This is a genomic window from Tardiphaga sp. 20_F10_N6_6, from assembly GCF_052076045.1.
Lineage (GTDB): Bacteria > Pseudomonadota > Alphaproteobacteria > Rhizobiales > Xanthobacteraceae > Tardiphaga > Tardiphaga robiniae.
Map to the genome: position 1 here is coordinate 2185853 of NZ_CP197239.1, position 12494 is coordinate 2198346.

Below are 12494 nucleotides of genomic sequence, written 5' to 3' on the forward strand. Positions count from 1 at the left end.
ACCCTCCTAGATCGTCCGCCCAGCCTTGGCCCAATAAGGATCGCGCAGCCGGCGCTTGAAGATCTTGCCGGAGTCTTCGCGCGGCAGATTGCTCTGGATCTCCATCTGCTTCGGCACTTTATAGTCGGCCAGCGCCTTCTTGAGGTCCGCGCGCACAGTCGCAAGGTCGAGCACCACACCCGGCTGCGGCTCGATCACCGCCATCAGGGACTCGCCGAATTCCTCGTCGGGAATACCGAACACGGCACAGTCATGCACACCGGGCACGGCATGCAGCGCGGCTTCGATTTCGGCGGGATAAATGTTGACGCCGCCGGAGATCACCATGTCGCGCTTGCGGTCGCAGATGAAGACATAGCCGTCGGCATCGAGATAGCCGACGTCGCCGGAGGTGATGAAGCCGTCGCGGTCGATCTCGGCGCGCTTTTCGGGTTTGTTGTGATAGGTGAAATCCGGATTGCCTGATATGCGCGAATAGATCTCGCCGATCTCGCCCTGTGGCAGTATCTGGCCGTCATCGCCGAGAAAACGCAGTTCGGCGCCGGGCGCGATCTTGCCGACGGTGCCGGGCTTCTTCAGCGCGTCCTCGGAATTGGCGAAGGTCACCGCGCCCGATTCGGTCGAACCGTAGAATTCATAGATCACCGGGCCCCACCAGTCGATCATCGCGGTCTTGACGTCGGCCGGGCACGGCGCGGCGGCATGGATGATGTGGCGCAGCGACGACATGTCGTATTTCTTACGGACGTCTTCCGGCAGCTTCATCAGCCGGATGAACATGGTCGGCACCATGAAGATGGTGTCGATCTTCTCGTCCTGCACCACGCGCAGGAATTCTTCGGGATCGAAGCGCGGCATCATCACCAGCGCGCCACCGAGGCGCCCGGCGCGCAGCGCGAAGGCATTGGGGGCCGAGTGATAGAGCGGTCCGGGCAGCAATGCGCGCGCGCCAGGCTTGAGGCCATAGACGCGTGCGCGCATCTGGTCGGCGGACGCCGCCTGCTCCGGCGTCGGCGCGAAACGGCGCACACCCTTTGGATGGCCGGTGGTGCCCGATGTGTAGATCATGTTGTGCGGCTGCGGCAGCGCGGGGCCGTCATAGGGCGCCTGTTCGGTCAGCCAGCTCTCCAGATCGATGGCGCCGTCCGGGGTGCCGAGCCGTGCCGGATCGACCTTGTAATTGGCAATGATCTCCGGTGGCGTCGGCACGCTCAGCGATACGATGCCCTGCGGGATCGCCTCGCGCAGCTGATGCAGCATGTCGGCATGGGCGATCAGGATATTGCTGCCGGAGTCCTTGATCACATAAGTGATCTCTTCCGGCTTGAAATGCCAATTCACCGGCACGCCGTAAGCGCCGAGCTGCGCCACCGCATAGGCCGCTTCGAGAAACGCGATGTCGTTGCGCATCAGGATGCTGACGCTGTCACCCTGCTTGACGCCAAGCCGCGACAGCCCGCCGGCGATGCGGCTCGCACGTTCGGTCAGTTCGGCAAAGCCGCGGCGGCGATCGCCTGAGATGACGCCTTGAAACAGGGAATTTGTCGACATGGATACGTTTCCGGATTTTTGTTTTTGATTTTTGATGAACTCTTCGCCGTCATTGCGAGGAGCCCTTGCGACGAAGCAATCCAGTCTTCGTTTGTGACTTTCTGGATTGCTTCGCCCAAAGAAAGTTGGAAGTCCAACTTTCTCAGGGCTCGCAATGACGGCTGAGAATGTCGCGGGCTAATCCACAAATTTCGGCGCACGCTTCTCGATATTCGCGCGCACGGCTTCGGTCTGGTTCGGTCCACCCATCAGTCTCATCTGCTCGACGGATTCGGCGAGCAGCGCCGGACCGGGATCGACCGCAAGATTGTTGAGCATGCGCTTGGCGGCGCGGATCGCATCGGGGCTCTTGCCGGCGATCTCGCGCGCCGTCTCGAGCGCCGCGGCGCGCGGGTCGTCACAGATGCGCGTGGCGAGGCCGTAGCTCAGCGCTTCCTGCGCCGAGAAGATGCGGCCGGTGTAAGTGAGGTCGCGCAGGATATCGTCGCGCACGAGGCTGGCGAGGATCGGCGTGCCGGCCATGTCAGGCACCAGGCCCCATTTGATTTCCATCACCGACATGCGCGTGTCCGGCGCGAGAAAGCGCATGTCGGCGCCGAGCGCGACCTGGAAGCCGCCGCCAAAGGCGACGCCATGCACAGCGGCAATCACCGGCACCGGCAATTGGCGCCAGCCCCACACCGCCTGCTGGGAATGATTGCAAAGACCGTGGGTGCGCAGCGCGAGGTCGCGCTTCTGCGCGCCGCCGATACCGTCGCCGCCATTGTCGTTCATCGCGGCGAATCGTCCCATGTCGAGGCCGGCGCAGAACGCCCGGCCCTCGCCGGACAGCACGACCGCGCGCAGCCCCTTCTCCCGGCTCAGGCGCTCGGCGGTATCGACCAATGCCGCAAACATCGCCGCATCCAGCGCATTCATCTTGTCCGCGCGGACCAGCCGAACATCGGCAACGCCATCCGTCATGGACACAGAGATGCGGTCTTCCATGGGTGGTTTCCTTCCTAGACTTGTTTTTCTTCCCGCTTTACACGCAAGCGGTATCGGGTTTAGTCAATCAACTAATTAACCCGTCCGCATCCTCTTAAAGCAGGACCCTCCCATGTTCAATCAGCAGCTCCTCGCAGGCCGAAAAATCCTCGTCACCGGCGGTGGCACCGGTCTCGGCAAATCGATGGCGGCGAAATTCCTCGAACTCGGCGCCGAAGTGCATATCTGCGGTCGCCGCAAGGCTGTATGCGACGAGACCGCAACCGAGTTGATGGCGGAATTTGGCGGCAAGGTCTCCAGCCACGGCGTCGACATCCGCGACGCCGCGGCGGTCGATGCGATGATCGAAGGCATCTGGGCCGATGGCCCCCTCACCGACCTGATCAACAACGCCGCCGGAAATTTCATCTCGCGGACGCAGGACCTGTCGGCGCGCGGCTTCGACGCGGTCGCCAACACGGTGATGCACGGCACATTCTACATGACCCATGCAGTCGGCCGGCGCTGGATCGCCGACAAGGTGCCGGGCAACGTGGTCTCGATCACCGTGACCTGGGTACGCAATGGCAGCCCCTATGTGGTGCCCTCCGCCATGAGCAAATCGGCGATCCATGCCATGACCATGTCGCTGGCGACCGAATGGGGCCGCTACGGCATCCGCCTCAACACCATCGCGCCCGGCGAAATCCCCACTGAAGGCATGAGCAAGCGCATCAAGCCCGGCGACGAGGCCGGTGCACGCACCCGCGCGCAGAACCCGATGGGCCGCGTCGGCAAGATGGAAGAACTGCAGAACCTTGCGGTGTTTCTGATCTCCGGCGGCTGCGACTGGATCAGTGGCGAGACCATCGCCATGGACGGCGCACAAGCGCTCGCCATGGGTGGCAACTTCTATCAGCTGCGCGACTGGTCCGATGCCGAATGGATCCAGGCACGCGACAGCATCAAAGCGCAGAACGAAAAGGACAAGGCGCAGCGGGGGTAAGGGCCGCCAAAATAATTCGACCGGCAGCGAGGCTCTCCCATGCGGGAAGCCTCGCTTTGTTTTTTGATCAACGCGCAACCTGCAACCGCTCGTGCGCAACCCTCATGGCCTCGTCCTCGGACGCAACGACCGCGGAACTGATGCCGAACGCCTTCGTCGCAAGTGCCGACTGGGCCTCCACGAGAACGCGTGTGACGGCATTCGGCTCGACGGCAATGATGGCACGGCAAAGCAGCGCGAGCGTCGCTTTGTTGCGCTTGAGCCAAAGCCCCCTCGCTTTGCGATCTTCATGCGCCTCATCATGATGATGACTGGCCATGATCATGACGAAAGGCTGCTTGCGGCCGATGAGATCGTCCATCTCGACCTCCCACTGCGCCGCACTTCCCGGCTGAAGCTCATCATGCCGGACCCACACGATCGGGAACGCCGCAACATCGTGAATGAGAAAGGCACCGCTATCGAGGCTCATCGTCGTCTCCTGACTGTTCGTTGATCTGCATACGGAGATAGACCCGGTCGCTCAAACCCGTTAACGACATTCGGACGCAAAATAATGAGAACCGGCCAGGCTGGAGCGGTTCTGAAAAGGCATGGTGTCATGACCTCGCTCACCGAGCGCCTCGACGGACCATCCGCAATCGCCATCTGGGGCAGCGATGAGCCCGGCGATGCATTTCGGCTCGGCACCCGCGAACTCGACTGGCATCATCACCGCCGCGGCCAGTTGTTCTGTATCGAAAGCGGATTGATCCGCCTGCACACGAAACAGGGCTCGTGGCTACTGCCGCCGCAGCGCATCGGCTGGCTGCCGCCCGGGCTCCATCACAAGGTGACCCTGAGCGGTGTACTGAGCGGATGGGGCGTACTCCTGACGCCGGCCGCGAGCCGGACATTGCCGTCGCAGCCCTGCGTCATGGGTGTCAGCGATCTGCTGCGCGCGCTCGTCAGACGCGCTGCGGGTTGGACGAATGCGGATCGGCTCACGCCGGCGCAGACGCGCGTCGTGGCCGTGCTGCTCGACGAAATCCGCGGTGCGCCGCAGGAGCCGCTACATCTGCCGATGCCGACGGATATCCGCGCCTTGCGTATCGCCAATGCGCTGATCCGGCGGCCGCATGACGCGCGCACGCTGCATGAGCTTGGCGAATGGGCTGGCCTGTCGGAACGAACGGCACGTCGCATCTTCATGACGGAGACCGGCATGGGCTTCGCGCAGTGGCGGCAGCAGGCGCGTCTCACGCTGGCGTTGGAACGGCTGGCCGCCAATGAACCCATCGCGGATGTCGCCGAAGCGCTCGGCTATGCCACGTCCAGCAACTTCATCGCGATGTTTCGACGGGCGTTTGGCGAGCCGCCCGCGCGCTATTTTGCAAAACAGCGCAGGACGCGCAACGTCGGCTGAACGACCTCCCGGCACCTGTCTCACCGCACCGCAGCACCTTTCCCGTCTTGTCAGTCCTCCCGGACGCCCGCACACTCACCGCAACTAATAAACTGAGGGAGGGAGACACATGTCCGTTGCGGAAGCGGCCACGCTGGCCGATGTCATTCGCGCGCAAGCACAGACGCGCGGCGATTCAATTGCACTGGTGTTCGAGGGCCGCGAGACCAGCTACAGATCACTCGATCGCAATGCCAATCGCGTCGCCAACGGGCTGATCGCGCTCGGCGTCAAGCCGAACGAGCGCATCGCCTATCTCGGCAAGAACAGCGACCTCTTCATCGAACTGCTGATCGGCGCCGTGAAGGCCAAGGTGGTGACGGCGCCGGTGAACTGGCGCCTCGCCGGACCGGAGATCGCCTTCATTGTCGACGACGCCAAGGCAAGCGTCCTGTTCGTCGGTCCCGAATTCGTCGATCTCGTACGCAGCCTCAAGCCACAAATGCCGGGCGTGCGCATCGTCATGACCATGGAAGGCGGCGCAACCGAGTGGCAGGACTTTACGGCCTGGCGTGACGCGCAGAGCGAGCGCGATCCTAACCTCACAATGACCAAGGACGATGTCGCGATCCAGCTCTACACGTCGGGCACCACAGGCAAGCCGAAAGGCGCGATGCTGTCGCATCAGAATTTCCTCTCACTGCTGCGCATCGGCGGCACCGACGAGAACCCCGACTGGAACGTCTGGACCGCCGACGACGTCTCGCTGGTGGCGATGCCGGTATTTCATATCGGCGGCGTCGGCTGGGCGGTGTTCGGCCTCTATCACGGCGCCAAGAGCGTGATCGCCAGGGAGTTCGATCCCAACAAGGTGCTCGATTTCTTCCGGGACTACGGCATCAGCAAACTGTTCCTGGTGCCGGCGGCGATGCAGTTCATCGTGCGGCAGCCGCGTGCGCGGGAGATGGATTTCAGCAAGTTGCGCTACATCATGTATGGCGCATCGCCGATCCCCGCCGCCCTGCTCAAGGAATGCATCAGCGTATTCGGCTGCGGCTTCGTGCAGATGTACGGGATGACCGAGACCACCGGTACCATCGTGGTGCTGGCCCCGGAAGATCACGTCGAGGGCCGCGACTGCATGCGTTCCGCCGGCAAGGCGCTGCCGGGAATCGAAATCGCCATCCTCGATGTCGACGGCAAACAGCTGCCTGTGGGCGAGGTCGGCGAGATCGCGACGCGCTCGGCGTCCAATATGGTGGGCTACTGGAATCTGCCGGACGCCACTGCGCGCACGCTCGGCCGCGACAACTGGCTGCGCACCGGCGACGCCGGCTATCTCGACAAAGACGGCTTCCTCTACATCCACGACCGCATCAAGGACATGATCATCTCCGGCGGCGAGAACATCTATCCCGCCGAAGTGGAGAGCGCGATCTGCGATCATCCGGATGTGGCGGAGGTCGCCGTCATCGGTATTCCCGACGATACATGGGGCGAAGCGGTGAAGGCCGTGGTGGTGCTGAAGCCCGGCAAGGAGCTCAGCCCAACCGACCTGATGAAGTTCACGCGCGAGCGCATCGCGGGATTCAAGGCGCCGAAGACGATCGACTTCATCGCAGCATTGCCACGCAATGCATCGGGCAAGATCCTGCGACGGCAGTTGCGCGATCCCTATTGGGTGGGGAAAGAGCGGCAGGTGAACTGAGAACTTGTATAGCTACCGCCGCATTCTATCGGCGCCGGGTATATCGATACAGCGAATGCGAGGAACGTCGTCATCTCGCTACCGCGCGGCTCCTCCGGGATCAGCCAATTTGCGTTTTCAGCTAATTGTCTGACGGAGACGTTGAGCGTAGCGTCATGACGGTCGACCGAACGGCTAGTGAACCTCGTGTGTCCGTTGTAGAGGCGCGAATTCATGCGCGGCGAGATTCGTGACATCAGTTCAGGCAGGGGTAAGGACCCTGCCACACCGCGCGTCGGAACGCCGCGTCGCCTTGCGGCGATCGTTGTGGGGGACATCTGCGGATATAGCCGCCTCATGGAACTCGACGAGGAAGAAACGCATGCGCGCGTCAAGCGCATCGAGCGTGACCTCATCGAGCCGAGCATTACCGAGCACGACGGCAAACTCGTCAAAAGGACTGGCGATGGGTTCATTGCGATATTCGACAGTCCAGTCGAAGCCGTTCGATGCGGCATCGTCATCCAGCAAAGCATGATCGGACGCAACGCCGCGCTGCCAAAGAGCTCCTGGATCGAATATCGCATTGGCGTCAATCTGGGAGACGTGATCATCGAGCCCAATGATGTCTTCGGCGATGGCGTCAATATCGCTGCGCGCCTCGAGGGGATCGCCGACCCCGGCCAAGTGTACATCTCGGGTGGCATCTACGAGCAGATCAAGCACAAGCTCGTCTGCGGCTACGAGTCGCTTGGAGACCGCAAGATCAAGAACATTACCGATCCGGTGCGCGTTTACCGGGTGCTTCCTGATCCCGCGGCATTCAACAAGGCGCGGAAGCGGCGTGAACATGTTCTGATCATTTCGTTTTGCGCAATCCTGCTGGCTCTCGCAGGCGCCGGCGTCTGGTACATGAGGGCTTACCCGCGCGGTGAAATCGGCAATCAGGCGTCAGCTCCCGCGGCGCCTCCGCAAGAGACAGGGAATGCAAGCACCCGATCAGCGCCCGCGCCCGCCGCCAAGCAAGCCCGGCCTGAACCTGCTCCGGCGGTGACGCCTGCCCTGCCCCCGCCGCCAGCACCACCAAAGCCGGTCATAGAGCCCGTCATGGTCCCGCTCCCCGGCGGGACCTTCGCGATGGGCAGCAATGACGACATATCGGAAAAGCCGATACACCAGGTCACGATCAAGCCCTTCGCGATCAGCAAGTATCCAGTCTCCGTTCGGGAGTGGAACGCTTGCGCTGCTGCGAATGCATGCGCGTTTCTGGTGACAGGGCGGGACGACATTCCAGTCACGGATGTGAGCTGGACCGATGCAAAACAGTTTGTCGCGTGGCTTGCGAAGGAAACGCAGAAAGCCTTCCGGCTCCCGAGCGAAGCTGAATGGGAGTATGCCGCGCGTGGCGGCACGCAAACGAAATACTGGTGGGGTGATCAGCTGCAGCCCGGTATGGCCAATTGCAAGAACTGCACGGACGCCGCCGCCGAACAGCCGCTCAAGCTCGGCAGTCTGAAGCCAAATCCGTTCGGGCTCTACGATATGGGTGGCGGCGTCAATCAATGGACAGAGGATTGCTGGCACAAGAACTATCAGGGTGCCCCGCAGAACGGCGCGCCATGGGTCGAGAACGACTGCGTCTCGCACGTCATTCGATCGGGCTCCTGGAAAAACGATGCGCGTTACGTCCGACCCGCAAGCCGCGATGGCTACGACACCAATGTGCGATATCCGACCCACGGCTTCCGGATTGCCATTTCGTCCTGAGACCGCCCCCGAAGGAAAGGCTGCGTCATGAGGATCACCGGGCTCATCGTGTTGTCCGCCATGCTGTCAACGGCGCCCCTTGCAGTCCATGCGCAAGGAAAGTCCGCACCGAAGGATGCGGTCCTCTATTTCGTGTGGCCACAGGACAAAGCGGTGATCAAGGGCGGGTTCTGGTGTCGTTTCGGTTTGCGCAACATGGGCGTCACTCATGCAGGCGATAATTTCCAGAACAGCGGCCATCATCATTTGCTGATCGATGTGAATGACCCGCTCGATCCGAAGGAGCCGATCCCGCAGGACAAGTCGCATCTCCATTTCGGAGCCGGCCAGACCGAAGCACGCATCGAATTGCCCCCCGGCAAACATACGCTCCAGCTCGTGCTGGGAGACGGCGCTCACTATCCCTTCAACCCGCCCATCGTCTCGAACAAGATCACCGTGACAATCAAGTGAACGTGCTTCCGACGCCGGGACGTGCGGCCTACTCTGCCAGAACAACAAAAAAGGCCCGCTTGCGCGGGCCTTTCGAATTCATGTCGCTTGATCGCGTGTGGATCAGGCGGTCTTGGCGAACGACGTCGCCTTCGAGAAGTTGTCCTGCGCGCTCTTGGCGCCTTCCGACACCAGCTTGCCGAGATATTCGGTCGACGCCTTGGCGCGCGAGCTCAGCACTTCGCCATGGGCGCGCACGAGATCGGTCTGCACCTGGAAGGCTTCGGTCAGCGATTTCGCCGAAGCGAGCTTGTCGATGCCAGCGAAGAACGACTGGACGTCGGCATAGAACGCGTCCTGAACGTTGCGGCTGATCTTGGTCGCCTCAGAGACCGAGTTCGACACAGCGGTTTCGATGGCCGAGGTCACCTTCTCGGAATTGGCCTGGAAGTCGGCGGCCTTGTCCTTGGCAGTGCCGGCAGCGCGCTTGACGAAGTCACGGGTCGCTTCGGGCACTTCCATGTTCTGCAGCTTGGTGAACGCCTCGGTGACGGGCGCGAAAGCCTGCTTGACGTTGTTCAGCACGGAATTGGTTTCGGTTTCGATCGTCATGTTCGTCTCCATCCTCGGGTTGGGCCGCCTCTGCAAAGCTCATGCTTGCACTCAGGCTCGGCTCACCCCGTCCCGCCGTTGTGGGCCCGGGGTGCAACTTCTATGACATAGTAAATAATGCACTGCAACATCAATGGTGCATTGCAGCATCACAAACCCGTGATATGCCCGGTAATCAGGCGGCGCCTGATGCATTAACGGGCTACCGCCAGAGATCTGAAACAGGAGAGTAACCGACGTGTTGATTTAGCTTTATAATTTAGCATTTCGAGCCGCGGATTCTTCGGATATCCAACTGGGCAAGGCAAATGGCACCTGCCCTTTAAGTCGGCAAACCGACCTCCCAACGCCTCGACGACCCCAGCCTTAAGTCGTGGGCCGGGCCGGTCTCCGGCCTCGCCTTTGCCATTGCATATTCGCCCCGCGCGCAGGCACACTCATCGGTAGAGCGCCGCAAAGGCGTCGGTGACCATGCGAGGGAGGGACGTATCATGGCGGAAGCCAGCAGGAAGCTGTCCTCAATGGACGCGTCGTTTCTGTATCTGGAAACGCCGGAGATGCCGATGCATGTCGGCAGCATGGCGATCTTTCGCCTGCCCGAGGATTACAAGGGCGACTTCTTCGAGGACTTCAAGGCGATGATCGCCTCGCGCCTCCATGTAGCGCCGATCCTCAAGGCCCGGCTGGAAAAGGCCCCGCTGGATATCGATCACCCCTCCTGGGTCGAGGACGACCAGTTCGACATCGACCGTCATATTTTTCGCGGCAGCCTGCCCGCGCCCCATGACCGTCCCACGCTGGAGCGCATCGTCGGCTGGATGCATGCCAAGCTGCTGAACCGCGCCCGGCCGCTGTGGGAGTTCTATGTTTTCGAGGGCATGAAGGACAACGAGATCGGCCTGTATTCGAAGATGCACCATGCCTGCATCGACGGCGGCGCCGGCGCGGCCCTCACCAGCATGATCTATGACGTGACACCGATCCCGCGCGAAATCGAAAAGCCGGAAGTGCGCGCCAAGCAGCGTCAGGAGCCGCGCGATATCGCAGCGAGCTTCATTGACTCCTACCAGCAGCTCTGGCGTCAGCCGCTGGAGAATTCCGGAAAAGGCATCGAACTGCCCCGCTCCGGAAAGAGCGATATCGGCTCGATCCTGTTCGACAACGCCATGTTCCAGATCGAGAGTGCGGTGAAATTCGCCGGCTCGATCCCGACCATGGTGAAGAGCGCGTCCGACGTGATGGCCAAGATCGCCGATCCGAAATCGCGCGACAGTCTCAACAGCATGCTGTCGCCGCCGACGCTGCTCAACAAAACCATCTCCTCGGAGCGCAGCTTTGCCGGCGTGTCGGTGCCGCTATCGGCGGCCAAGGCCGTGGCGAAGCAGGCAGGCGGCAAGCTCAACGACGTTGTGCTGGCGCTCTCATCAGGCGTGGTCCGGCGCTACCTCAAGGAAAAAGGCGCCCTGCCCGCCAAGTCCCTGACTGCCGCGGTGCCGATCTCGCTGCGCGAGGAAGGCAACACCGATTCCAACAATCAGGTATTCGGCATGATCTGCTCGATCGCCACCAATATCGAGGATCCCAAGGAGCGGCTGGAAGCGATCATCGCGCAATCGACAAAGTCCAAGGAGATGTCGCATCCGCTGCGGGCGTTGATGCCGCAGGTCTCCAACATCTCCATGCTGGGCGCACCGATCATGGTGCAGATCCTGGCGCTGCTCTACAGCCGCACCAACCTCTCCGACGTGTTGCCGCCGGCGGCGAACATCACAGTGTCCAACGTGCCCGGGCCGCGGCAGACACTCTATGCGGCCGGCGCCGAGCTCTTACACATCTTCCCGGTCTCCATCGCCACCCATGGGCTGGCGCTGAACATCACCGTGCAGAGTTATCGCGACCAGCTCGATTTCGGCTTCATCGCCGGCGCCAACATCATCCCGCATGTGCAAGTGCTCGCCGACATGATGCCAGATGAATTCGCGCTGCTGCAGGCGGCCTTCGCGTCGCCCGATGCTCTCAAGACCGCCAGCTAAGGACTTATCATGATTGAAATGCCTCCCTTGCAGTTCGCCAAGCTGAACGGCATTCGCATGGGATATTACGACGCCGGCCCCATGAGCGACACACCGCCTGTGGTGCTGTGCCATGGCTGGCCGGAAATGGCGTTCTCCTGGCGGCATCAGATCAAGGCACTGGCTGCCGCCGGCATCCGCGTGATCGCGCCGGACCAGCGCGGCTATGGCGCGACGTCGCGGCCCAACGCGGTCGAGGACTACAGCATCGAACATCTCACCGGCGATCTCGTCGCATTGCTCGATCATCTCAAGATCGACAAGGCGATCTTCGTCGGCCACGACTGGGGCGGCTTCATCGTCTGGCAGATGCCGCTGCGGCATCGCGACCGCGTCGCTGGCGTGGTCGGCGTGAATACGCCGCATACCGATCGCGCACCGGTGGATCCCTTGCTGATCTACAAGAAGCGCTTCGGCGAGACGATGTATATCGTCCAGTTTCAGGATCCCGCACACGAGCCGGACCGCATCTTCGGCGAGAATGTCGACAAGGCGTTCGACTTCTTCATGCGCAAGCCGATGCCACGCAAGCACGCCAATGTGGGCGAAACGCCCGTCGGCGGCATCGGCGCGTCGTCAAAAACCAATCTGGCATTTCCGCAGATGGTCGCTGCTTACGATCCCGCGAAGGACCCGCGTCAGAAGATTCTCTCCGACGAGGAAAAGAAAATCTTCGTCGACGCCTTCAAGGAATCCGGCTTCACCGGCGGCATCAACTGGTATCGCAACATGAGCGCCAACTGGGCGCGCGCCGAAGGGCTCGATCACACCGTGCGCGTGCCCTCGCTGATGATCATGGCAGAGAACGACGCGGTGCTGCCGCCCTCCTCCGCAGATGGCATGGAAAACATCATTCCCGATCTGGAGAAATATCTGGTGAAAGACAGCGGTCACTGGACCCAGCAGGAAAAGCCCGACGAGGTCAGCCAGGTGCTGATCGACTGGCGGCGAAGACGGTTTGGGTAAGAATGAAACCTTTCAACGTCATTGCGAGCGCAGCGAAGCAATCCAGAAAGC

General features: G+C 61.8%; 11 protein-coding genes and 1 pseudogene. 8 read left to right on the top strand and 4 right to left on the bottom strand.

The features are described 5' to 3' along the window. Positions 1–6 precede the first annotated feature (6 nt). Both AB7813_RS10680 and AB7813_RS10685 read right to left on the bottom strand, forming a co-directional pair. Positions 7–1551 carry an acyl-CoA synthetase gene (locus AB7813_RS10680; protein ID WP_439064446.1) on the bottom strand — a complete coding sequence of 515 codons (1545 nt, stop codon included), beginning with the start codon at positions 1549–1551 and terminating at the stop codon, positions 7–9. 177 nt (positions 1552–1728) lie between these two features. After that, complete coding sequence (locus AB7813_RS10685) at positions 1729–2538, bottom strand: crotonase/enoyl-CoA hydratase family protein (RefSeq protein ID WP_439083107.1); 810 nt, start codon at positions 2536–2538, stop codon at positions 1729–1731. Between the two features lie 112 nt (positions 2539–2650). On the opposite strand from AB7813_RS10685, the gene AB7813_RS10690 reads away from it, so the two are divergent. Next, positions 2651–3523, top strand: coding sequence for an SDR family oxidoreductase (locus AB7813_RS10690; RefSeq protein WP_089265117.1), 873 nt, complete (start codon positions 2651–2653; stop codon positions 3521–3523). Positions 3524–3590: 67 nt separating this feature from the next. On the opposite strand, the gene AB7813_RS10695 is transcribed toward AB7813_RS10690, so the two are convergent. Then, a complete protein-coding gene (locus AB7813_RS10695) occupies positions 3591–3884 on the bottom strand; it encodes a hypothetical protein (RefSeq protein WP_139285773.1) in 294 nt (97 codons plus the stop codon). A 240-nt stretch (positions 3885–4124) separates the two neighbouring features. Between AB7813_RS10695 and AB7813_RS10700 the strand changes: the two genes are divergently transcribed. From AB7813_RS10700 to AB7813_RS10720, 5 genes and pseudogenes are all read left to right on the top strand, one after another. Then, on the top strand, positions 4125–4928 hold the full coding sequence (locus tag AB7813_RS10700) for an AraC family transcriptional regulator (protein WP_441228086.1): 804 nt from the start codon (positions 4125–4127) through the stop codon (positions 4926–4928). A gap of 109 nt (positions 4929–5037) precedes the next feature. After that, positions 5038–6615, top strand: coding sequence for a fatty acid--CoA ligase (locus tag AB7813_RS10705; RefSeq protein WP_439083105.1), 1578 nt, complete (start codon positions 5038–5040; stop codon positions 6613–6615). A gap of 336 nt (positions 6616–6951) precedes the next feature. Further along, positions 6952–7263, top strand: a pseudogene (locus AB7813_RS10710) (adenylate/guanylate cyclase domain-containing protein); the annotation flags it as partial. A gap of 438 nt (positions 7264–7701) precedes the next feature. Then, positions 7702–8361, top strand: coding sequence for a formylglycine-generating enzyme family protein (locus tag AB7813_RS10715; RefSeq protein ID WP_439068994.1), 660 nt, complete (start codon positions 7702–7704; stop codon positions 8359–8361). A 27-nt stretch (positions 8362–8388) separates the two neighbouring features. Then, entirely contained in the window at positions 8389–8814 is a 426-nt protein-coding gene (locus AB7813_RS10720; protein WP_089265122.1) for a DUF4399 domain-containing protein, read from the top strand. Between the two features lie 102 nt (positions 8815–8916). Here AB7813_RS10720 and AB7813_RS10725 read toward each other — a convergent pair whose 3' ends face one another. Then, on the bottom strand, positions 8917–9405 hold the full coding sequence (locus AB7813_RS10725) for a phasin family protein (protein WP_244527903.1): 489 nt from the start codon (positions 9403–9405) through the stop codon (positions 8917–8919). 491 nt (positions 9406–9896) lie between these two features. On the opposite strand from AB7813_RS10725, the gene AB7813_RS10730 reads away from it, so the two are divergent. After that, a complete protein-coding gene (locus AB7813_RS10730; RefSeq protein WP_439072442.1) occupies positions 9897–11438 on the top strand; it encodes a WS/DGAT/MGAT family O-acyltransferase in 1542 nt (513 codons plus the stop codon). A 9-nt stretch (positions 11439–11447) separates the two neighbouring features. Then, a complete protein-coding gene (locus AB7813_RS10735; protein WP_439083104.1) occupies positions 11448–12443 on the top strand; it encodes an alpha/beta fold hydrolase in 996 nt (331 codons plus the stop codon). The last annotated feature ends 51 nt before the right edge of the window (positions 12444–12494 follow it).

Coding starts and splice junctions, on each gene's coding strand:
- AB7813_RS10680 (WP_439064446.1), bottom strand. CDS start 1,551: ATGTCGACAAATTCCCTGTTTCAAGGCGTCATCTCAGGCGATCGCCGC.
- AB7813_RS10685 (WP_439083107.1), bottom strand. CDS start 2,538: ATGGAAGACCGCATCTCTGTGTCCATGACGGATGGCGTTGCCGATGTT.
- AB7813_RS10690 (WP_089265117.1), top strand. CDS start 2,651: ATGTTCAATCAGCAGCTCCTCGCAGGCCGAAAAATCCTCGTCACCGGC.
- AB7813_RS10695 (WP_139285773.1), bottom strand. CDS start 3,884: ATGGACGATCTCATCGGCCGCAAGCAGCCTTTCGTCATGATCATGGCC.
- AB7813_RS10700 (WP_441228086.1), top strand. CDS start 4,125: ATGACCTCGCTCACCGAGCGCCTCGACGGACCATCCGCAATCGCCATC.
- AB7813_RS10705 (WP_439083105.1), top strand. CDS start 5,038: ATGTCCGTTGCGGAAGCGGCCACGCTGGCCGATGTCATTCGCGCGCAA.
- AB7813_RS10715 (WP_439068994.1), top strand. CDS start 7,702: ATGGTCCCGCTCCCCGGCGGGACCTTCGCGATGGGCAGCAATGACGAC.
- AB7813_RS10720 (WP_089265122.1), top strand. CDS start 8,389: ATGAGGATCACCGGGCTCATCGTGTTGTCCGCCATGCTGTCAACGGCG.
- AB7813_RS10725 (WP_244527903.1), bottom strand. CDS start 9,405: ATGACGATCGAAACCGAAACCAATTCCGTGCTGAACAACGTCAAGCAG.
- AB7813_RS10730 (WP_439072442.1), top strand. CDS start 9,897: ATGGCGGAAGCCAGCAGGAAGCTGTCCTCAATGGACGCGTCGTTTCTG.
- AB7813_RS10735 (WP_439083104.1), top strand. CDS start 11,448: ATGATTGAAATGCCTCCCTTGCAGTTCGCCAAGCTGAACGGCATTCGC.